The following is a 20,720-nucleotide window of genomic DNA, read 5'->3' as shown; positions in this document are numbered from 1 at the left end:
CATTGGAAATCAGCTGTCCAAAGCTTTGTACTTCTCGCGCAGGTGGTTGCGGATGTAGACGGCCGACAGGTTCAGCGTCGCGATCACCAGCACCAGCAACAGCGCCGTGGCGTATACCAGCGGTCGTGCGGCTTCGACGTTCGGGCTCTGGAAGCCGACGTCATAGATGTGGAAGCCCAGGTGCATGATCTTCTGGTCCAGGTGCAGATACGGGTAGTTACCGTCCACCGGCAACGACGGCGCCAGTTTCACCACACCCACCAGCATCAGCGGCGCCACTTCACCCGCGGCACGAGCCACAGCGAGGATCATGCCGGTCATCATCGCCGGGCTGGCCATCGGCAATACGATCTTCCACAAGGTTTCAGCCTTGGTCGCGCCGAGGGCCAACGAGCCTTCACGCACGGTGCGAGGAATCCGCGCCAGGCCTTCTTCAGTGGCCACGATCACCACCGGCACTGCCAGCAGCGCCAGGGTCAGCGAAGCCCAGAGCAGGCCCGGCGTGCCAAAGGTCGGCGCCGGCAAGGCTTCCGGGAAGAACAGACGGTCGAGCGAGCCGCCCAGCACATAGACGAAGAAACCCAGGCCGAACACCCCGTAAACGATGGCCGGAACACCGGCCAGGTTGTTCACCGCGATGCGGATCACCCGGGTCAGGGTGTTCTGCTTGGCGTATTCACGCAGGTACACCGCCGCCAGCACGCCGAACGGGGTCACGATCATCGCCATGATCAGGGTCATCATCACGGTGCCGAAAATGGCCGGGAAGATACCGCCCTCGGTGTTCGCTTCACGCGGGTCGTCGCTCAGGAACTCCCAGACCTTGCTGAAGTAGAAACCGATCTTGGTGGTCGTGCTCATGGCGTTCGGCTGGTAGGCGTGAACCACCTTGCCGATGCCGATTTCGATTTCCTTACCGTTCGCATCACGGGCGGTCAGGCTGTCGCGGTTGAACTGCGCATGCAGATCGTTCAGGCGCGCTTCAACATCCTGATAGCGGGCATTGAGTTCGGCGCGCTCCGATTCCATGTCCGCTTGTGCGGCGGCGTCGAGCTTGCCATCCAGCTCCAGCTTGCGACCGTGCAGGCGAACGCGCTCAAGACCGGCGTTGATCGCGCCGATGTCGGTTTTTTCCAGGCTCTTGAGCTGTGCGGCCAGCTTGTTCACGCGATCGACACGGGCTTGCAACTCAGGCCATGCGGCTTCGCCTTCAGCGACAACCTTGCCGTCCTGTTTGACGTTGACCAGGTAACCGTAGAAGTTGCCCCACTCACGCCGCTCGATCGCCATCAACTCCGGCGGCGTCGTCTGGTTGGTCAGCCACTCGCCGACGACCCAGGTAAAGTCGTTGCCGTTCAGGTCACGGTTGCCGACCTTGATCAGCTCGCGAGTCATGAACTCAGGGCCTTCGTCAGGCACCGGCAGGCCGGCGCTCTTCAGACGGGCACGTGGCACTTCTTCCTTCTGTACGATTTCGCCGATCACCAGGTGCTGGCCCTGGCCCGGTACGTCGTAGCTGGCGTGGATCAGATCCGCCGGCCAGAAGTGACCCAGGCCGCGCACGGCAATCACTGCCAGCAGGCCAATGGTCATGATGACCGCGATGGACACCGCGCCACCGCTGATCCAGACGCCGGGGGCGCCGCTCTTGAACCATCCTTTCAGGGAGTTCTGTTTCACAGACTTCTACCTTTCTTAAAGCGACGAGTATTTCTTGCGCAGACGCTGACGAATCAGTTCTGCGAGGGTGTTCATGACGAAGGTGAACAACAGCAGCACCAGCGCCGAGAGGAACAGCACGCGGTAGTGGCTGCCGCCGACTTCCGACTCGGGCATTTCCACCGCAACGTTGGCCGCCAGGGTGCGCAGGCCTTCGAACAGGTTCATTTCCATGACCGGGGTGTTACCGGTGGCCATCAGCACGATCATGGTTTCCCCGACCGCACGGCCCATGCCGATCATCAGCGCCGAGAAGATGCCCGGGCTCGCGGTGAGGATCACCACGCGAGTCATGGTCTGCCACGGCGTGGCACCGAGGGCCAGGGAGCCCAGGGTCAGGCCACGCGGCACGCTGAACACAGCGTCTTCGGCGATGGAGTAGATGTTCGGGATGACCGCGAAGCCCATGGCCAGGCCGACCACCAGAGCGTTGCGCTGATCGTAGGTGATGCCCAGGTCGTGGGAGATCCACATGCGCATGTCGCCGCCGAAGAACCAGTTCTCCATGAACGGACTCATGTACAGCGACAGCCAACCCACAAACAGGATCACCGGAATCAGCAGCGCACTTTCCCAACCGTCCGGTACTTTCAGGCGGATCGACTCAGGCAGGCGGCTGAAGGTGAAACCGGCGACCAGGATGCCGATCGGCAGCAGCATCAGCAGGCTGAAGATGCCCGGCAAGTGTCCTTCAACATAAGGTGCGAGGAACAGACCGGCGAAGAAACCGAGGATCACCGTCGGCATCGCTTCCATCAATTCGATCACCGGCTTGACCTTGCGGCGCATGCCAGGAGCCATGAAGTACGCGGTGTAGATCGCAGCGGCAACGGCCAGTGGAGCGGCCAGCAACATGGCGTAAAACGCGGCTTTCAGGGTACCGAAGGTCAGCGGTGACAGGCTCAGCTTGGGTTCGAAGTCGGTGTTGGCGGCGGTCGATTGCCAGACGTATTTAGGCTCGTCGTAGTTCTCGTACCAGACCTTGCTCCACAACGCGCTCCACGACACTTCCGGGTGCGGGTTGTCGAGCAGCAGCGGATGCAGCTTGCCGCCGGCTTCAACGATTACGCGGTTGGCGCGAGGCGACAGACCGAAAACGCCCTGGCCTTCAGCGACGGGTTCCACCAGCAAGGTACGGTGGGCAGTGCTGTGGAACACGCCAAGCTTGCCGGAAGCGTCCAGGGCAACGAAGCCCTTGCGGCGCTCTTCGGCGGTGATTTCAACGATCGGCGTAGTGCCCATCTGGAAGGTGCGAATCTGCTTCAGACGTTGTTCGCCATCGGGATCGCGGGCCATGAACCACTGGGCCAGGCCACCCTTGGAATCGCCGATGATCAGCGAGATGCCGCCCACCAGCTGGGTGCTGGCGGTGACTTGCGCTTCACCGTCTTCAAGCAGTTTGTAGCGACCGTTGAGGCTCTTGTCGCGCAAGCTGAACACGTCAGCCTGGGCACGCCCGTTGATCACGTACAGCCACTGCTGACGCGGGTCGACGAAGATGCTCTTCACCGGCTCGGTCATCTGCGGCAGCTCGATGCGCTTCTGCTCGTTGGTGACTTCGCCGGTCATCATGTTCTCTTCGCTGGTCAGCGACAGAACATTGAGTTGCGAACCGGTAGAGCCCACCAGCATCAGGGTCGAATCGTTGGCGTTGAGGCTGACGTGCTCCAGCGTACCACCCGCCTCGTTCACCGCGATTGGCGCTTCGCCATACGGGTACTCGACGGCCGGGGTGATGGTTTTCTTGCCTTCCGGGTAGCTGACTTTATAGGTGTGACGGAATACCAGTGCCTGACCGTTGGACAGACCCACCGCCACCAGCGGGTGGCCTGGCTGGTCTTCACCGATGGAGGTCACGGTGGTGCCGGCCGGAACCGGCAAATCGACGCGCTTGAGTTCGGCGCCACTGTCGATGTCGAAGAACAATGCCTGGCCCTTGTCGGAAACCCGCATCGCCACCTGGTTCTGCTCTTCCAGGGAGATCATCAGCGGCTTGCCGGCGTCTTGCATCCAGGCTGGCGTAATAGCGTCCTTGGCGGTCAGACTGGCACCCTGGAACAGGGGCGCGACAATGTAGGCAAGGAAGAAGAAGATCAGTGTGATGGCTGCCAGCACCGCCAGGCCGCCGATAAGGACGTACCAGCGGGTGAAGCGATCCTTGAGCGCGCGGATGCGACGCTTGCGTTGTAGCTCAGGCGTATTGAAGTCAATTCGCTTGGGGGGATTAGTAGTCATGTTGGAATTGGCCAGATCATTCATGCGCACACCCTAGCGATCCTGTATGACAGAAAGATGACAATGCAGTGACGCAACAAATCCGCCGCTGGCGGTAACCAGCAGTGGATAGAGAATTAGAGGTGTATGGGGGCGACTCCTGCCGCCCCCATGTGAGTCCGAGGGGTTCACCTCGGACTCAATTTGTTACTTTTTTGCGACTTCAGCGCCGCCTTCCGCGAGACCCAGGTCAGCCAGAGCTTTTGCAGCAACCTTGGCTGGCAGTGGGATGTAGCCGTCTTTCACTACAACTTCCTGGCCCTGTTTCGACAGAACCAGTTTCACGAACTCGGCTTCCAGCGGAGCCAGAGGCTTGTTTGGCGCTTTGTTGACGTAAACGTAGAGGAAGCGCGACAGCGGGTACTTGCCGTTCAGGGCGTTTTCTTCGGTGTCTTCGATGAATTCACCGCCATCTTTCTTGGCCAGGGCAACGGTTTTCACGCTGGCAGTCTTGTACCCAATGCCCGAGTAGCCGACGCCGTTCAGCGAGCTGCTGATCGACTGCACAACCGAAGCCGAACCTGGCTGTTCGTTGACGTTTGGCTTGAAGTCGCCCTTGCACAGGGCTTCTTCCTTGAAGTAGCCGTAGGTACCGGATACCGAGTTACGACCAAACAGTTGAACTGGCTTGTTGGCCAGGTCACCGGTCACGCCCAGGTCACCCCAGGTTTTGACATCGGTCTTGGCACCGCACAGACGAGTCGAGGAGAAAATCGCGTCGACCTGAGCCATGGTCAGACCCTTGATAGGGTTGTCCTTATGCACGAATACGGCCAAGGCGTCCACGGCAACCGGAATAGCGGTTGGCTTGTAGCCATACTTGGTTTCGAAGGCTTGCAGCTCGTTGTCCTTCATCTTGCGGCTCATCGGGCCCAGGTTAGCGGTACCTTCTGTCAGCGCAGGTGGTGCGGTAGAAGAACCGGCGGCCTGAATCTGGATGTTTACGTTCGGGTATTCTTTCTTGTAGTTCTCAGCCCAGAGGGTCATGAGGTTGGCCAGGGTATCGGAGCCGACGCTGGACAGGTTGCCCGACACACCAGTGGTCTTGGTGTAGCTCGGGATAGCAGGGTCAACAGCGGCAACCGCGTTGGCAGTCGCAACGCCAGCAGCGACAAAAGTCATTGCCGCCATCAAACGCTTCAGTTTCATGCCTTACTCCTAGCAGATAGGGTGTGTTAAGTCGGGGCCAAGTATCAGCAGGCCGTGTGAACACTCTATGGCTGAAATATGACAATTGGATGAAAGGCCAGTATTCAGTGTTTCCAGGTAATACCGCGTTATCGTTCTTCGCGAGCAAGCCCGCTCCCACAGGGGATCTGCGGCGAATACAGAACCAATGTGGGAGCGGGCTTGCTCGCGAAGGCGTCAGTGCAGTCGCTGAGAAAGGCCGCTTAGCGCCCTTTTTTCCAGAGATATGCCCCCACCAGAATCCCGACCCCGCACAGCACCGCCACGTAGTAGGCCGGCCCCATCGGGCTTTCCTTGAGCAGCAGACTGACGATCATTGGCGTCAGACCGCCGAAAATGGCGTAGGCCACGTTATAGGAGAACGACAGGCCACTGAAACGCACCACTGGCGGGAACGCCTTCACCATCACGTACGGCACCGCGCCGATGGTGCCGACCAGCAGACCGGTCAGCGCATACAGCGGGAACAGCCAGTCCGGATGGTCGGCCAGGCTGTGGTAGAAGGTCCAGGAGCTGGCCAGCAATGCAGCGCAGCCCAGGACGAAGACTCGCCCTGCGCCGAAGCGATCCGCCAGCGCGCCGGCGATGATGCAGCCAAAGCTCAGGAAGACGATCGCCAGGCTGTTCGCCTGCAAGGACGTGGTTGGCGAGAAGTGATAGACCGTCTGCAACACAGTCGGCGTCATCAGGATCAACACCACGATGGCGGCAGACAGCAGCCAGGTGAGCAGCATCGAAATGGCGATGGCGCCACGATGGTCACGCAGCACCGCGCGCAGCGGCACCTCTTCGGCCAGGGCCTTGCGCTGTTGCAGCTCGGCGAACACCGGGGTTTCGTGCAGCCAGCGACGCAGGTACACCGAGAACAGTCCGAACACGCCGCCCAGCAGGAACGGGATCCGCCAGGCGTAATCCGACACTTCCACCGGGGTATAGAGGCTGTTGATCGCCGTGGCGACCAGCGAGCCGAGCAGGATGCCCGCCGTCAGACCGCTGGTCAGGGTGCCACAGGCGTAGCCGATATGACGCTGCGGCACGTGTTCGGAAACGAAGACCCACGCCCCCGGCACCTCACCGCCAATGGCCGCGCCCTGGATCACCCGCATCAGCAGCAACAGGATCGGTGCCCACATGCCGATCTGCGCATAGGTCGGCAACAACCCCATGATCAGGGTCGGCACGGCCATCATGAAAATGCTCAGGGTGAACATTTTCTTGCGGCCCAGCAGGTCGCCGAAATGCGCCATCACGATGCCGCCCAGCGGCCGCGCCAGGTAGCCGGCGGCGAAGATGCCGAAGGTCTGCATCAGGCGTAGCCACTCTGGCATGTCCACCGGGAAGAACAGCTTGCCCACCACCGTGGCGAAGAACACGAAGATGATGAAGTCGTAGAACTCCAGCGCACCGCCCAGGGCAGACAGCGATAGAGTCTTGTAGTCGTTGCGGGTCAGCGGACGTGCGGGTTGTTCTGGCTGCGCGATGCTCGAGGGCGCTGTGGTCATGGCAAGGGCTTCTCTTATAGTCGGATCTGCAACCTCAACAACGCTGGTTGAGGCCTGGGCAGGTCCGGCACGATAGCAAATTGTTCGAAAAAGCACATAGAGGTGCGTTTTTGACGGTCAAAATGAGAACCGGACGGTCGTCGCGGAGTCTACCGACCGATATACTCGCAGCCTTGCTCCGGTTTTTGAGGGTTGCTGTGCGAAAACGCCTGTCAGGTTCATAGGCGATTTCGCAGAGTTTCCCTTTAGGCGCCTTATGGAAAACGTGACGAACGCAGTATGTTCGGTGCTGAATCGTTTTTCCCGAAGACGGCTACCACCAGCAATACCAACGAAGAGTCACGGGTCAGAGGCACCCCCGGCATGATAGAGCTCGAACAAGAAGATCCGATCCCGCAAGGCGACCTGGCCCTGCAAATCACCGCGCTCCCTCGCGAAACCAACGGCTTTGGCGACATTTTCGGCGGCTGGCTGGTGGCGCAGATGGATTTGGCAGGCACTGCGATGGCCAGCAAGGTCGCCGGCGGGCGCGTTGCCACCGTTGCAATCGACCGCATGGCATTTCTGGTTCCGGTGGCGGTGGGCGCTCAGCTTTCCTTTTATACCCAGGCCCTGGAAATCGGCCGCAGCTCGATCAAGATGATGGTCGAGGTCTGGAGCGACGATCCACTGTCCAGCGAGTGGCGTAAAGTAACCGAAGCGGTGTTTGTGTTCGTTGCCATCGACGGCAGCGGTCGTACCCGCTCGGTTCCGCCCAGGGCTCGATAAAGAGTTTCTAAACCTGGTAGCCGTTTTGCGGTCGATAGTCGTCCACGTTACTGATCGAGAGCTGTCCCATGAGCACGCCCAATGTTGAAGCCGTAAAACTGGATGAACTGAACTGCTGGCGCATCCGCCACGGTCAGGCCGAATTACTGGTGGCCCAGCAAGGTGCGCACATCCTCAGCTATCAGCTGGCCGGCCAGCCGCCGCTGATCTGGCTCAACGACGAGGCCGTATTCAAGACCGGCAAGAGCATCCGCGCCGGCGTACCGGTGTGCTGGCCGTGGTTCGGTGTCTTCGACCGCAACCCGCAAAGTGTCAAGGCGATGCGTGTCAGCAATGACGCGCCGTCGGCTCACGGCTTCGTGCGAGCGATGGATTGGGAACTGGGCGGCATCGAAGCCGAAGGCGAAAGCCTGAAGGTCGAATTCCTGCTGCCCTACCCCGAAGGCGGCTTCCCTGGCTGGCCGCACCAGGTGGATTTGACTATGACCATTCGCCTCGATGAGCAATTACACATCCAGCTGACCAGCCACAACCGGGGCACTGATACCGTCAGCATCAGCCAGGCGCTGCACAGTTACTTTGCCGTCAGCGATGTGCGTGATGTGCGCGTCGAAGGTGTGGACGGTCTCAACTACATCGAAACCCTGGATAACTGGAAAACCGTCACCCAGACCGGTGATCTGCATTTTACCGGCGAGACCGACCGCATCTACCTCAACGCCCCGCCACAGTTGAGCATCGTCGATCCAGCCTGGGAACGGCGCATCGTACTGACCAGCAGCGGATCGCGCACGGCAGTGATCTGGAACCCGTGGATCGACCGCGCCGCTGCGTTCAGCGACATGGCCGACGACGGTTGGCAGCGCATGCTGTGCATCGAGACGGCGAACGTGATGGGCGATGTGGTGACGCTCGCAGCAGGTGCTAGCCACACCTTGGGTATCAGCATCGGTAGCGCGCCGCTCTAAATAACACCTGAAACCAATGTGGGGCTTGCTCGCGAAAGCGGTGTATCAGTCAGCATTGATGGCGACTGACACTCCCTCTTCGCGAGCAAGCCCGCTCCCACATTTACATCTCTACAAGTCTGACTCTTCCACCACCCGCACCTTCTGCGCATCCAGCGCATACGCCGCATCCGCCAGGTCATTGCTGACCTTCTCGATCTTCAGCGTGCCGGTCACCCACAGCGGCGTGTAGATATCATCCAGCTTCAAGCCCTTGGGATAACGCACCAGCACCAGTTGATTGGGTGGCGGTGGCGGCACGTGGATGCAGGCACCCGGGTACGGCACCAGGAAGAACAAAGTACTGTGGCCTTTGGCGTCGGACTCCAGCGGCACTGGATAACCGCCAATGCGGATGTTTCTGTCGTTCATCGACGCAACAGTCTTGGTCGAGTACATCACCGCCGGCAAGCCTTTGGCCTGCTTCATCCCGCCTTTGTCGGTGAAGGTGCCATTGGCTTCAGGGGAATTGTGGTCGATTTCGGGCATGGCCTCGAGGGCCTTCTGGTCCGACTTGGGCATCAATTCGAGCCAGTCGGTCTCTGGCAGTTCGCCGGCATGGGCAAGGCCCGTACCCAGTAAAACAAGAGTCAGTAAAAGACGGCGCATGAAGGTGCTCGGCAAAGGGAAGAACAGGAAACGCCGAACATTCTAGCCCTCCCGACCGGCTTGGCGGAGAGGGCTTTATCGTCTGGATCAGTTCTTTTTGATCAGCCCGTAGACCACCAGCAACACAACGGCGCCCACCAGCGCCCCGATGAAGCCTGCACCTTGGCCAGCCTGATAGATACCCAGGGCTTGGCCGCCATAGGTGGCCGCCAGCGAACCGCCGATACCGAGCAGGATCGTCATGATCCAGCCCATGCTGTCATCGCCCGGTTTCAGGAACCGAGCCAGCAGACCGACGATCAAGCCGATAAAGATGGTTCCGATAATTCCCATGGCATTTCCCTCTGATTGATTGGCTATAGCCTAGCCAGACTTTGGCATCCTGCCATGAGAGAACGGCGGCCCCTGAATGGTTCCGCCGCTGCCACATGAAACTATTCGGCGATGAGCGCTTCGACCTTGAGGATCTGCGCAGCCAGCGTCTCGCGGTCTGCACAACGCAGGTTGGCGTGACCGACCTTGCGGCCGACCTTGAACGCCTTGCCATAGTGATGCAAATGGCAATCGGCGATGTTCAGGACCTTCTCGGTCTCTGGCACTTTGCCGATGAAGTTGAGCATCGCGCTTTCGCCGACCTTGGCCGTCGAACCCAACGGCAGGCCGGCAACGGCCCGCAGGTGGTTTTCGAACTGGCTGCACTCGGCGCCTTCGGTGGTCCAGTGCCCGGAGTTGTGCACGCGCGGGGCGATTTCGTTGGCCTTGAGGCCACCGTCGACTTCGAAGAACTCGAACGCCATCACGCCGACGTAATCCAACTGCTTGAGCACACGGCTGGAGTAGTCTTCGGCCAGGGCTTGCAACGGGTGATCGGTGCTGGCCACGGACAGCTTGAGGATGCCGCTTTCGTGGGTGTTGTGCACCAACGGGTAGAAGCGGGTTTCACCGTCGCGGGCACGCACGGCGATCAGCGAGACTTCACCGGTGAACGGCACGAAGCCTTCCAGCAGGCAGGCCACGCTACCCAGCTCGGCGAAGGTGCCGACCACATCTTCAGGGGTACGCAGGACTTTCTGGCCCTTGCCGTCGTAACCCAGGGTACGGGTCTTGAGCACCGCCGGCAGGCCGATGGAGGCCACAGCGGCGTCCAGGTCGGCCTGGGACTGGATGTCAGCGAACGCCGGAGTAGGAATCCCCAGGTCCTTGAACATGCTCTTCTCGAACCAGCGGTCGCGGGCGATGCGCAAGGCTTCGGCGCTCGGGTAGACGGGGACGAATTGCGAGAGGAACGCGACGGTTTCCGCCGGAACGCTTTCGAACTCGAAAGTCACCAGATCGACTTCATCGGCCAGCTGGCGCAGGTGATCCTGATCGCCGTAGTCGGCTCGCAGGTGTTCGCCCAACGCGGCTGCGCAAGCATCCGGCGCCGGGTCCAGAAAAGCGAAGTTCATGCCCAGCGGAGTGCCCGCCAACGCCAACATGCGACCCAACTGGCCGCCACCGATTACACCGATCTTCATCGTCAACAACCTCAGGCGATGCGTGGGTCTGGATTTTCCAGGACGCTGTCTGTCTGCTCAGCACGGAAGGTTTTCAGCACCGCATGGAACTGCGGGTGCTTGGCGCCAAGGATACTCGCCGACAGCAGCGCTGCGTTGATCGCACCGGCCTTGCCGATAGCCAGGGTGGCAACCGGAATGCCTGCTGGCATCTGCACAATGGACAGCAGCGAATCAACGCCCGAAAGCATTGCGGACTGAACGGGTACGCCCAGCACCGGCAAGTGGGTCTTGGCTGCACACATGCCTGGCAAGTGGGCCGCGCCACCGGCACCGGCGATGATCACCTCGATGCCCCGTGCTTCGGCCTCTTCGGCGTACTGGAACAGCAGGTCCGGGGTGCGGTGGGCAGAAACCACTTTCACCTCGTAAGGGATGCCGAGCTTTTCCAGCATATCGGCGGTGTGGCTAAGGGTGGACCAATCGGACTTGGAGCCCATGATCACGCCAACCAGTGCACTCATCGTCGTGCCTCTTCTCTCTGGGCGCCCGCAGGCGCATCAAAAAACAACAAGCCACGCAGGATGCGTGGCTTGATTGTACGAATTATGGCCAGTCGTAACCGGCCGGAGGCCGCGCAGTATACCTCAATGAAGCCAATAAACAGCCCCCGTTGCGACCATCTGTCATCTGCCGCAAAGCCCCGATTTTATTGACTTGAAGGTCAATGGAATACACCTCGAATTTCCTGTGGGAGCGGGCTTGCTCGCGAAAGCGGTGGTTCAATCAACATCGATGTTGAATGTACCAGCCTCTTCGCGAGCAAGCCCGCTCCCACATTGGGGTTTCATGGTATTCAGGAACCGGTCGTGCCCTGCGCCGCGCCACCTTCGAGTTTGCGCCAGAGCAACCGCACGTTGGCCTTGCGTACCAACGCACAGCGATACAGGCGAATTTCCAGCGGCACATGCCATTGCGGGCCGCCGCAGACCACCAGTTCACCGCGCGCCAGTTCGGCGCGCACACTGAGCTGCGGCACCCAGGCAATGCCCAGGCCTTCCAGGGCCATGCTTTTCAGGCTGTCGGCCATGGCGGTTTCGTAGATCGTGGTGAAGCGCAGCGCCCGTTGGCGCAGCAGCATGTTCACCGAACGGCCGAGAAATGCCCCGGCACTATAAGCCAGCAGCGGTACGCTGGCCTCGCCCTCCAGATCGAACAGCGGTTTGCCGTCGGCGTCCGCCGCGCAAACCGGCAGCATTTCGGTGTGGCCAAGGTGCAGGGAGGGGAAGATTTCCGGGTCCATTTGCATTGCCGCGTCCGGATCATAGAAGGCCAGCATCAGATCGCAACCGCCTTCGCGCAAGGCATGCACCGCGTCGCCGACGTTCGTCGCCACCAGTCGCGTGGCGATGTTCAAGCCTTCGTTGCGCAACTGCGCAATCCACCGCGGAAAGAAACCGAGCGCCAACGAGTGTGCGGCCGCCACCTGCATCACTTCGCCCTGCCCGCCTTCCAGATGATGCAGATGGCGCAATACTTCGCCGAGTTGCTCGACCACGGTGCGTGCCGTGACCAGAAACAATTGTCCCGCCGCCGTCAGTTCGATCGGCGTGCGCGAGCGATTGACCAAGGTCAGCCCCAGCGCCGCCTCCAGGCTGCGGATTCGCCGGCTGAACGCCGGTTGCGTCACGAAGCGCCGTTCGGCTGCCTGGGAGAAGCTGCGGGTGGCAGCCAGGGCACTAAAGTCCTCCAGCCATTTGCTTTCCAGATTCATCACGCCCTCCCGGACACGCACCAATTTAGGTCACACGCTCGCCGTCAAGCCGGCGTCACACGGGCATTATGCCGAATATGCATAGGCTAGTGTTTAACAGCATTGGCCCAAAATCCTGCACAAGCCTAGCATTCACAGCGTTCCGGCACAGCCCGGGTCCATATTGAGATGATTTCTATCATGTCCTCCGCTGCATCATTCCGCACAGAAAATGACCTGCTTGGCGCCCTCGAAGTACCGGCTCAAGCGTATTACGGTATCCAGACCCTGCGAGCGGTGAACAACTTCCGCCTTTCGGGCGTTCCGATTTCGCACTACCCGAAACTGGTTGTCGGTCTGGCCATGGTCAAACAGGCCGCTGCTGACGCCAACCGTGAGCTGGGTCACCTGAGCGAAGCCAAGCACGCTGCCATCAGCGAAGCCTGTGCACGTCTGATCCGCGGCGACTTCCACGAAGAGTTCGTGGTGGACATGATTCAAGGCGGCGCTGGCACTTCGACCAACATGAATGCCAACGAAGTGATCGCCAACATCGCGCTGGAGGCCATGGGTCACCAGAAAGGCGAATACCAGTACCTGCACCCGAACGACGACGTGAACATGGCGCAGTCGACCAACGACGCCTACCCGACGGCGATCCGTCTGGGTCTGTTGCTCGGTCACGACGCCCTGCTCGCCAGCCTCGACAGCCTGATTCAGGCGTTCGCGGCCAAGGGTGAAGAATTCAACCACGTCCTGAAGATGGGTCGTACCCAACTGCAAGACGCCGTACCGATGACCCTGGGTCAAGAGTTCCGTGCTTTCGCCACCACCATGGGCGAAGACCTGGCCCGTCTGAAGACACTGGCCCCGGAACTGCTGACTGAAGTGAACCTGGGCGGCACCGCGATCGGCACCGGCATCAACGCCGACCCGCGCTATCAGGCCTTGGCTGTACAGCGCCTGGCCCTGATCAGCGGTCAGCCGCTGGTTCCGGCCGCCGACCTGATCGAAGCCACCTCCGACATGGGCGCCTTCGTGCTGTTCTCCGGCATGCTCAAGCGTACTGCGGTCAAGCTGTCGAAGATCTGCAACGACCTGCGCCTGCTGTCCAGCGGCCCACGCACCGGCATCAACGAAATCAACCTGCCAGCGCGTCAGCCAGGCAGCTCGATCATGCCCGGTAAGGTCAACCCGGTTATTCCGGAAGCCGTTAACCAGGTGGCCTTCCAGGTCATCGGTAACGATCTGGCGCTGACCATGGCGGCCGAAGGCGGCCAGCTGCAACTGAACGTGATGGAACCGCTGATCGCCTTCAAGATCCTCGATTCGATCCGCCTGCTGCAACGCGCCATGGACATGCTGCGCGAGCACTGCATCGTCGGCATCACCGCCAACGAAGCACGCTGCCGTGAACTGGTCGAGCACTCGATCGGCCTGGTCACCGCGCTGAACCCGTACATCGGCTACAAAAACGCCACCCGCATCGCCCGTATCGCCCTCGAAAGCGGCCGCGGTGTGCTGGAACTGGTGCGCGAAGAAGGTCTGCTCGACGAAGCCATGCTCGCCGACATCCTGCGCCCGGAAAACATGATTGCTCCGCGTCTGGTGCCCCTGAAGGCCTAACCCGACGCGTTACTTGTAGCACCGCTCACCAGGTCGAGGGACTAGACACCTCTCACCTTTTGAGGGCTTGGAGATCATTCTCCAGGCCCTTTTTTTTAACTGTTTGCCAATGAAAACCGTATGTCTGGGGACTGACCAATGTGGGAGCGGGCTTGCTCGCGAAGGCGGCGGCACATCCAACAACGATGTGTCTGATACACCGCTTTCGCGAGCAAGCCCGCTCCCACCCAGATCAGCTCCCACATAGCCTGACAGCAAAAATGTCAGGTGTTTCAAGGGCTTCGTTTCACCGCACGCACCACAACCGTGCAGACGGACGGCACTGTCATCGGTATAGTGCCGCCCCTCTTCGCGTGAGCGGTCGTCGGTAGCGAGACCACAACCCATGCGAAACCCGAACTAATAACAAACCCGCGATATGAAACCGGGACGAACTTCGAACCGCCCATTGTGCCGTGCGCCCACCGGTGTAACTCGATGTGTCTGCCCGGCAAGCATTTGCCTACACAAAAAACAGCGAGGAATAATCCATGCTCGAAGTCATTAACGACTTCCTCTCAGGGAAAGTACTGATCGTGCTCATTGTCGGGCTCGGTAGCTACTTCACGATCCGCTCGCGTTTCGTTCAACTGCGTCACTTCTTCCACATGTTCGCGGTGTTCCGCGACAGCCTCAAAAGCAGCGCCGGGCAACTGAGTTCATTCCAGGCCCTGATGCTCAGCCTCGCCGGCCGCGTCGGTGCGGGCAACATTGCCGGTGTCGGCATCGCCGTGACACTCGGTGGACCTGGCGCGGTGTTCTGGATGTGGGTGACCGCACTGGTCGGCATGTCCAGCAGCTTCTTCGAATGCTCCCTCGGTCAACTGTACAAACGCACCGATTCCGACGGAACCTTCCGTGGCGGCCCGTCCTACTACATCCAGCACGGTCTGCAGAAACGCTGGCTGGGCATGCTCATGGCGTTCCTGTTGCTGGTGACGTTCGGCTTCGCCTTCAACGGTCTGCAAGCGCACGCCGTGACGCATTCGCTGAACAACGCGTTCGGCCTCGACACCACTTACACCGGCATCGGTCTGGCCGTGCTGCTGGGTCTGGTGTTCATCGGCGGGATCAAGCGCATCGCCAAGGTTGCCGACCTGTTGGTACCGGTGAAAACCCTGGTGTACATCGGCGTGACCATTTACGTGATCGTGCTGCAATTCGACCAGGTGCCGGGCATGCTGATGACCATCGTCAAGAGCGCCTTCGGTCTGGACCAGGCCTTCGGTGGCCTGATCGGCAGCGCCATCGTCATGGGCGTGAAACGTGGCGTGTTCGCCAACGAAGCAGGCCTGGGCAGCGCGCCTAACGTGGCGGCTGTAGCAGCGGTCGAACACCCGGTGGCGCAAGGCGTGGTTCAAGCGTTCAGCGTGTTCCTCGACACCTTCGTGATCTGCACCTGCACCGCGCTGCTGATCCTGCTTTCGGGTTTCTACACCCCGGGCTTCGAAGGCGACGGCATTGCCCTGACCCAGAACTCCCTGGCCGCCGTGGTCGGTGACTGGGGCCGGATGTTCATCTCCGTGGCCCTGGCGTTGTTCGTGTTCACCTCGATCCTCTACAACTACTACCTGGGCGAGAGCAACCTGCGCTTTCTGATCGGTGAAAACCGCAAGGCGCTGATGGGCTATCGCGCGCTGGTACTGGTGCTGATCTTCTGGGGCGCCATCGAAAACCTCGGTACCGTATTTGCCTTCGCCGACATCACCATGACCATGCTCGCGTTCGTCAACCTGATCGCGCTGTTCCTGCTGTTCAAGGTCGGCATGCGCATCCTGCGTGACTACGATGACCAGCGCGCCGCTGGCATCAAGACTCCGGTGTTCGACTCCGCGAAGTTCCCGGACCTGGATCTGGATCGCCAGGCATGGCCGGCCAACCCGCCAGCCGCCGCGCAGAGTCAGGCTGAGCCGCAAGGCGTGACCGCAGTGCAACGCTGATCGGTAAAAAGCGGGCGCATCCCTTGCGCCCGTCAGCTAGAGTGCGCAAATCCATTGTGGGAGCGGGCTGGCTCGCGAAGACGGACGTTCAGCCAACACCTGCGTTGAATGTACTGACCTCTTCGCGAGCCAGCCCGCTCCCGCAATGGCAGTCATTGTTTCGGAGAACCTCCATGAATTCGTCGACCTATCCTGCCGCCCAGCACGTCATGGTGCTCTACACCGGCGGTACCATTGGCATGCAAGCCAGCGCCAACGGCCTTGCGCCGGCGTCCGGCTTTGAAGCGCGGATGCGCGAATACCTGCACAGCCAGCCCGAACTTGTCGTGCCGCAGTGGCGTTTTCGCGAGATGTCGCCGCTGATCGACAGCGCCAACATGACCCCGGCGTACTGGCAGCAGTTGCGTGAAGCGGTGGTCGATGCGGTGGATGTTCAGGGCTGCGACAGCGTGCTGATCCTGCATGGCACCGACACACTGGCCTATAGTGCCGCCGCCATGAGCTTCCAGTTGCTCGGCCTGCATGCCCGCGTGTGTTTTACCGGCTCCATGCTGCCGGCCGGTGTCACCGACAGCGACGCCTGGGAGAACCTCGGCGGCGCGCTGGTTGCACTGGGCCAAGGCCTCGCGCCGGGTGTGCATCTGTACTTCCACGGCGAACTGCTGGACCCGACCCGTTGCGCCAAGGTTCGCAGTTTTGGCCGTCATCCGTTCAAGCGCCTGGAGCGTCAGGGCGGCGGTGTGAAAGCCTCTTCGCTGCCAGCAGCGTTGAACTACAACCAGGCAAAACAACTGGCGAAGGTTGCGGTGTTGCCGCTGTTCCCTGGCATCGCTGCCGAGATCCTCGATGGCCTGCTCGACAGCGGCATTCAAGGCCTGGTGCTGGAGTGCTACGGCAGCGGCACCGGGCCGAGCGACAACCCGGAGTTCCTCGCCAGCCTCGGCCATGCGCGGGACAAGGGCGTGGTGGTGGTGGCAGTCACGCAATGCCACGAAGGCGGGGTTGAACTGGACGTCTATGAGGCAGGCAGTCGCTTGCGCGGTGTCGGTGTGCTGTCCGGTGGCGGCATGACCCGTGAAGCGGCATTCGGCAAGTTGCATGCACTGCTGGGCGCAGGGCTTGAAACGGACGAAGTCCGTCGGCTTGTCGAACTCGACCTTTGCGGCGAGCTGAGCTGACAAAACACAAAACCTGTGGGAGCGGGCTTGCTCGCGAAGGTGGCGTGTCAGATGACATCAATGTTGACTGACACGCCGCCTTCGCGAGCAAGCCCGCTCCCACAGGGGTCGTCGGCACACAACTTGCTCCGCATTCCAGCATCCCAAGGCTGGAAGTCCTCATGCTCCACTCCCACCTCACCACCCTCAATGCCGTCTCCCTGGTGCTCGATGCCTTCAAGGCCGATGGACTTTCAAGTGAAGCGCTACTGGCCGGCAGCGGCATCAGTGCGGCGGATCTGAACCGGGCCGACACGCGCATCACCACCAATCAAGAGATGCAGGTCTGTGCCAACGCCGTTGCCCTCAAGCGCGACATCGGCCTGGAACTGGGTCGGCGGATGCACGTTTCCTGCTACGGCATGCTCGGTTACGCCCTGCTCACCAGTGCCACCTTCGGTGACGCATTGCGCCTGGCGATACGCTACCCGGCGCTGCTGGGAACACTTTTCGAGCTGAGCCTGGAGGACGACGGCGAGCGCATCTGGTTCGCCGCCGCCGATTACCGCGAGAGCCCGGCCATGGCAGTGTTCAACGCCGAGTTCTGCCTCGTATCGCTGAAAGTCACCTGCGATGACCTGCTTGGCCATCCCCTGCCCTTGCTCGGCGCGCGCTTCGAACATGCCGCACCCGACTACGAAACGAGCTACGCCGAACACTTCAACTGCCCGCTGGATTTCGGCGCGCGCAACAATGCCTTCGCCTTCGACAAGCGCTGGCTCGACCAGCCGTTGCCGCTGGCCGATGTCATCACCCATCAAGCCATGGCCGAGCGCTGCCGCAAACAGAACATCGAGTTCACCGGGCGACAGGCCTGGCTCGGACGGATCCGCCAATTGCTCAGCGCGCAATTGAATGCGGCGCCAGGGCTGGAGGGCCTGGCCGAGCAGATGAATTGCTCGGCGCGAACCTTGCGTCGACATCTCAAGGACATGGGCTGCAGTTATCAGGAGTTGCTCGACGAACTGCGCTTCGAGCAGGCCAAACAAATGCTGTGTGAGGATCAATTGCCGATCTACCAGATTGCCGAGGCGCTGGGCTTCAGCGAGACCGCGAGTTTTCGCCATGCGTTCGTACGCTGGAGTGGTGTGGCGCCCAGCCAGTTTCGGCCACACGGATAACCCCGTGGGAGCGGGCTTGCCCGCGAAGAGGCCGGTACAACCGATACATCTCCATTGGCTGAAACACCGCTTTCGCGGGCAAGCCCGCTCCCACAGGTTTAGCATTTCATGCACTCACCCGGAACTCAGCCGTGAGCAAGGGGCGAATTTCGGTCAAATGTTTTGGCCATATCGATCCCCTTTTGGCCTTTCCTGCCGTTCTCCGAAATCGTCCGTGCCGCAAGACTGTGTTCAACCGAATCAGCCTGCGGAGAACAACAAAATGCTGACGATCTACTCGAACGATCACCACTTGCACCACGGCCGTTGTGAATTGATAGACGGGCAACTCAAGCCCTGCTTCGAAATGCCTTCGCGTGCCGACCACGTGCTGGCACGGGTGCAAAATCAAAATCTCGGCCCTGTCGAAGCGCCGAAGGATTTCGGCCTCGGACCGATCGAACGCATCCACAGCCGCGACTACCTCGACTTCTTCAAAGGCGCCTGGGCACGCTGGACCGAGTTCAACACCGACGGTGACTTGCTGCCCTACACCTGGCCGGCCCGTACCCTGCGCCGGATCAAACCCACCAGCCTGCATGGCGAACTCGGTTACTACAGCTTCGATGGCGGCGCCCCGATCACCGCCGGTACCTGGCAGGCGGCGTACAGCGCAGCGCAAGTCGCCCTCACCGCCCAGGCGGAAATCCAGCGCGGCGCCCGTTCGGCCTTCGCCCTGTGCCGTCCACCGGGACACCACGCCGCCAGCGATTTGATGGGGGGTTATTGCTACCTCAACAACGCGGCCATCGCCGCTCAGGCGTTCCTCGATCAGGGCCACAAAAAGGTCGCGATCCTCGACGTCGATTACCACCATGGCAACGGCACGCAGTCGATCTTCTACGAACGCAGCGACGTGCTGTTCACCTCGATCCATGGCCACCCGGAAGCCGAGTTTCCGTTCTTCCTCGGCTATGAAGACGAATTGGGCGAGGGCCCCGGCGAGGGCTTCAACTTCAACTATCCTCTGGCCGCAGGTTCGGGCTGGGACACCTGGAGCGCGGCGCTGGAACAGGCCTGCAAAGAGATCGAAAGCTACGGCGCCGACATCGTCGTGGTCTCCCTGGGCGTCGACACGTTCAAGGACGATCCGATCTCGCAATTCAAACTCGACAGCCCGGATTACCTGGCCATGGGCAAGCGCATTGCGGCTCTCGGCAAACCGACGCTGTTCGTGATGGAAGGCGGCTACGCGGTAGAAGAAATCGGCATCAACGCCGTGAACGTTCTCGAAGGTTTCGAAAGCGCCCAATGAGGATTAGAACAATGACAAGACTCAAGCGTTTGATCGTTCCAGCCCTGGGCGCCCTGGTGCTCAGTGGCGTTGCCCATGCTGAAGAACGAACGTTGCGCGTCTACAACTGGTTCGACTACATCACCCCCAAGGCTCTGGAAGACTTCAAGGCCCAGAACAGTCAGACCAAGCTGGTCTACGACATTTTCGACACCAACGAAGCACTGGAGGCCAAGTTGCTGACCGGCAACTCCGGCTACGATGTGGTGGTGCCGTCCAACGTGTTCCTCGCCAAGCAGATCGAAGCCGGCGTGTTCCAGCCACTGGACCGCAGCAAGTTGCCGAACTGGAACCACCTCGATCCCAAGCTGATGAAGCTGATCGAAGCCAACGACCCGGGCAACAAATTCGCCGTGCCGTACATGTACGGGACCATCCTGATCGGCTTCAACCCGGACAAGGTCAAGGCCGTGCTCGGCGAAAACGCGCCAGTGGACAGCTGGGACCTGATTTTCAAGGAAGAGAACATCAGCAAGCTCAAGCAGTGCGGCGTCGCCCTGCTCGACTCGCCCTCGGAGATCTTGCCGCTGGCCCTGCAACACCTCGGCCTCGATCCCAACAGCAAGAAGCCTGCGGACTACGACAAGGCTGAAGCGCTGCTGATGAAGATCCGCCCGTACATCACCTACTTCCACTCATCGAAGTACATGGCCGATATCGCCAACGGTGACATCTGCGTCGCGGTCGGTTATTCCGGCAGCTTCTCGCAAGCCGCCAACCGCGCCAAGGAAGCCAAGAACGGTGTGATCGTCGACATGCGCTTGCCGAAGGAAGGCGCACCGATCTGGTTCGATATGCTCGCAATACCCAAGGGTGCGAAGAATCCGGAAGACGCCTACACCTTCATCAACTACCTGCTGCAACCTCAGGTGATTGCGCCGGTCAGTGACTTTGTCGGCTACCCGAACCCGAACAAGGACGCCACGGAACTGGTCGACCCGGCGATCCGCAACAACCCGAACCTGTACCCGACCGACACGGCAATGAGCACGCTCTACACCCTGCAACCGTTGCCGCGCGATGCCGAACGTGCGCGGACCCGGGCCTGGACCAAGATCAAGTCCGGTACCTGACAACCGCGTCGTTCCCGTCATCATCAAGACCTGCGTTTACGCAGGTCTTTTTTTA

Annotated in this window: 17 protein-coding genes; 8 read left to right on the top strand and 9 right to left on the bottom strand. The window is 60.7% G+C overall.

The window, feature by feature from the left end; genetic code table 11:
• Positions 1-9: 9 nt before the first annotated feature.
• The 4 genes from pstA to AC3WN7_RS12105 form a co-directional block, all read right to left on the bottom strand.
• A complete protein-coding gene (gene pstA, locus AC3WN7_RS12120; protein ID WP_095964356.1) occupies positions 10-1,680 on the bottom strand; it encodes a phosphate ABC transporter permease PstA in 1,671 nt (556 codons plus the stop codon).
• 15 nt (positions 1,681-1,695) lie between these two features.
• Positions 1,696-3,729: an ABC transporter permease subunit gene (locus tag AC3WN7_RS12115; protein WP_172435673.1), complete on the bottom strand. Its 2,034-nt coding sequence runs from the start codon at positions 3,727-3,729 to the stop codon at positions 1,696-1,698.
• 411 nt (positions 3,730-4,140) lie between these two features.
• Positions 4,141-5,142 carry a phosphate ABC transporter substrate-binding protein PstS gene (locus tag AC3WN7_RS12110; RefSeq protein WP_015097393.1) on the bottom strand — a complete coding sequence of 334 codons (1,002 nt, stop codon included), beginning with the start codon at positions 5,140-5,142 and terminating at the stop codon, positions 4,141-4,143.
• A gap of 242 nt (positions 5,143-5,384) precedes the next feature.
• The gene (locus AC3WN7_RS12105; RefSeq protein ID WP_102673736.1) at positions 5,385-6,683 is read right to left on the bottom strand and encodes an MFS transporter; all 1,299 of its coding nucleotides are present in this window, start codon (positions 6,681-6,683) and stop codon (positions 5,385-5,387) included.
• Positions 6,684-7,046: 363 nt separating this feature from the next.
• On the opposite strand from AC3WN7_RS12105, the gene AC3WN7_RS12100 reads away from it, so the two are divergent.
• Positions 7,047-7,451: an acyl-CoA thioesterase gene (locus AC3WN7_RS12100; RefSeq protein WP_007942704.1), complete on the top strand. Its 405-nt coding sequence runs from the start codon at positions 7,047-7,049 to the stop codon at positions 7,449-7,451.
• Positions 7,452-7,519: 68 nt separating this feature from the next.
• Entirely contained in the window at positions 7,520-8,419 is a 900-nt protein-coding gene (locus AC3WN7_RS12095) for a D-hexose-6-phosphate mutarotase (RefSeq protein WP_102673735.1), read from the top strand.
• Positions 8,420-8,530: 111 nt separating this feature from the next.
• Here the strand turns inward: AC3WN7_RS12095 and AC3WN7_RS12090 are convergent, their stop codons facing one another.
• The 5 genes from AC3WN7_RS12090 to AC3WN7_RS12070 form a co-directional block, all read right to left on the bottom strand.
• Complete coding sequence (locus tag AC3WN7_RS12090; RefSeq protein ID WP_102673755.1) at positions 8,531-9,067, bottom strand: DUF3299 domain-containing protein; 537 nt, start codon at positions 9,065-9,067, stop codon at positions 8,531-8,533.
• A gap of 87 nt (positions 9,068-9,154) precedes the next feature.
• Positions 9,155-9,400 (bottom strand): GlsB/YeaQ/YmgE family stress response membrane protein, encoded by a 246-nt coding sequence (locus AC3WN7_RS12085; protein WP_095964360.1) that lies wholly within the window; start codon positions 9,398-9,400, stop codon positions 9,155-9,157.
• A 101-nt stretch (positions 9,401-9,501) separates the two neighbouring features.
• Complete coding sequence (locus AC3WN7_RS12080) at positions 9,502-10,584, bottom strand: 5-(carboxyamino)imidazole ribonucleotide synthase (RefSeq protein WP_102673734.1); 1,083 nt, start codon at positions 10,582-10,584, stop codon at positions 9,502-9,504.
• Positions 10,585-10,595: 11 nt separating this feature from the next.
• Entirely contained in the window at positions 10,596-11,087 is a 492-nt protein-coding gene (gene purE / locus AC3WN7_RS12075) for a 5-(carboxyamino)imidazole ribonucleotide mutase (protein ID WP_007971731.1), read from the bottom strand.
• A 332-nt stretch (positions 11,088-11,419) separates the two neighbouring features.
• Positions 11,420-12,337, bottom strand: a complete 918-nt coding sequence (locus AC3WN7_RS12070; RefSeq protein ID WP_102673733.1) for a LysR substrate-binding domain-containing protein — start codon at positions 12,335-12,337, stop codon at positions 11,420-11,422.
• A gap of 180 nt (positions 12,338-12,517) precedes the next feature.
• On the opposite strand from AC3WN7_RS12070, the gene aspA reads away from it, so the two are divergent.
• The 6 genes from aspA to AC3WN7_RS12040 all read left to right on the top strand — a co-directional run bounded on the left by aspA (position 12,518) and on the right by AC3WN7_RS12040 (position 20,665).
• Positions 12,518-13,942, top strand: a complete 1,425-nt coding sequence (gene aspA, locus AC3WN7_RS12065; RefSeq protein ID WP_003229645.1) for an aspartate ammonia-lyase — start codon at positions 12,518-12,520, stop codon at positions 13,940-13,942.
• Between the two features lie 530 nt (positions 13,943-14,472).
• Complete coding sequence (locus AC3WN7_RS12060; RefSeq protein WP_095964363.1) at positions 14,473-15,921, top strand: alanine/glycine:cation symporter family protein; 1,449 nt, start codon at positions 14,473-14,475, stop codon at positions 15,919-15,921.
• Positions 15,922-16,094: 173 nt separating this feature from the next.
• A complete protein-coding gene (locus tag AC3WN7_RS12055) occupies positions 16,095-17,099 on the top strand; it encodes an asparaginase (RefSeq protein ID WP_102673732.1) in 1,005 nt (334 codons plus the stop codon).
• Positions 17,100-17,260: 161 nt separating this feature from the next.
• Entirely contained in the window at positions 17,261-18,259 is a 999-nt protein-coding gene (locus AC3WN7_RS12050; protein WP_102673731.1) for an AraC family transcriptional regulator, read from the top strand.
• Between the two features lie 262 nt (positions 18,260-18,521).
• On the top strand, positions 18,522-19,553 hold the full coding sequence (locus AC3WN7_RS12045) for a histone deacetylase family protein (protein ID WP_095964366.1): 1,032 nt from the start codon (positions 18,522-18,524) through the stop codon (positions 19,551-19,553).
• An 11-nt stretch (positions 19,554-19,564) separates the two neighbouring features.
• The gene (locus AC3WN7_RS12040) at positions 19,565-20,665 is read left to right on the top strand and encodes a polyamine ABC transporter substrate-binding protein (protein WP_095964367.1); all 1,101 of its coding nucleotides are present in this window, start codon (positions 19,565-19,567) and stop codon (positions 20,663-20,665) included.
• Positions 20,666-20,720: the final 55 nt, after the last annotated feature.

Source organism: Pseudomonas sp. FW305-70, assembly GCF_058783925.1.
The sequence above is the reverse complement of the archived record's forward strand: the minus strand, read 5'-3'. Positions and strand labels throughout refer to the sequence as shown.

Bases quoted from the DNA above. Each gene is read 5' to 3' on its own strand.
- AC3WN7_RS12115 (WP_172435673.1), bottom strand. From the start codon at position 3,729: ATGCAAGACGCCGGCAAGCCGCTGATGATCTCCCTGGAAGAGCAGAAC.
- AC3WN7_RS12110 (WP_015097393.1), bottom strand. From the start codon at position 5,142: ATGAAACTGAAGCGTTTGATGGCGGCAATGACTTTTGTCGCTGCTGGC.
- AC3WN7_RS12105 (WP_102673736.1), bottom strand. From the start codon at position 6,683: ATGACCACAGCGCCCTCGAGCATCGCGCAGCCAGAACAACCCGCACGT.
- AC3WN7_RS12100 (WP_007942704.1), top strand. From the start codon at position 7,047: ATGATAGAGCTCGAACAAGAAGATCCGATCCCGCAAGGCGACCTGGCC.
- AC3WN7_RS12095 (WP_102673735.1), top strand. From the start codon at position 7,520: ATGAGCACGCCCAATGTTGAAGCCGTAAAACTGGATGAACTGAACTGC.
- AC3WN7_RS12090 (WP_102673755.1), bottom strand. From the start codon at position 9,067: ATGCGCCGTCTTTTACTGACTCTTGTTTTACTGGGTACGGGCCTTGCC.
- AC3WN7_RS12085 (WP_095964360.1), bottom strand. From the start codon at position 9,400: ATGGGAATTATCGGAACCATCTTTATCGGCTTGATCGTCGGTCTGCTG.
- AC3WN7_RS12080 (WP_102673734.1), bottom strand. From the start codon at position 10,584: ATGAAGATCGGTGTAATCGGTGGCGGCCAGTTGGGTCGCATGTTGGCG.
- purE (WP_007971731.1), bottom strand. From the start codon at position 11,087: ATGAGTGCACTGGTTGGCGTGATCATGGGCTCCAAGTCCGATTGGTCC.
- AC3WN7_RS12070 (WP_102673733.1), bottom strand. From the start codon at position 12,337: ATGAATCTGGAAAGCAAATGGCTGGAGGACTTTAGTGCCCTGGCTGCC.
- aspA (WP_003229645.1), top strand. From the start codon at position 12,518: ATGTCCTCCGCTGCATCATTCCGCACAGAAAATGACCTGCTTGGCGCC.
- AC3WN7_RS12060 (WP_095964363.1), top strand. From the start codon at position 14,473: ATGCTCGAAGTCATTAACGACTTCCTCTCAGGGAAAGTACTGATCGTG.
- AC3WN7_RS12055 (WP_102673732.1), top strand. From the start codon at position 16,095: ATGAATTCGTCGACCTATCCTGCCGCCCAGCACGTCATGGTGCTCTAC.
- AC3WN7_RS12050 (WP_102673731.1), top strand. From the start codon at position 17,261: ATGCTCCACTCCCACCTCACCACCCTCAATGCCGTCTCCCTGGTGCTC.
- AC3WN7_RS12045 (WP_095964366.1), top strand. From the start codon at position 18,522: ATGCTGACGATCTACTCGAACGATCACCACTTGCACCACGGCCGTTGT.
- AC3WN7_RS12040 (WP_095964367.1), top strand. From the start codon at position 19,565: ATGACAAGACTCAAGCGTTTGATCGTTCCAGCCCTGGGCGCCCTGGTG.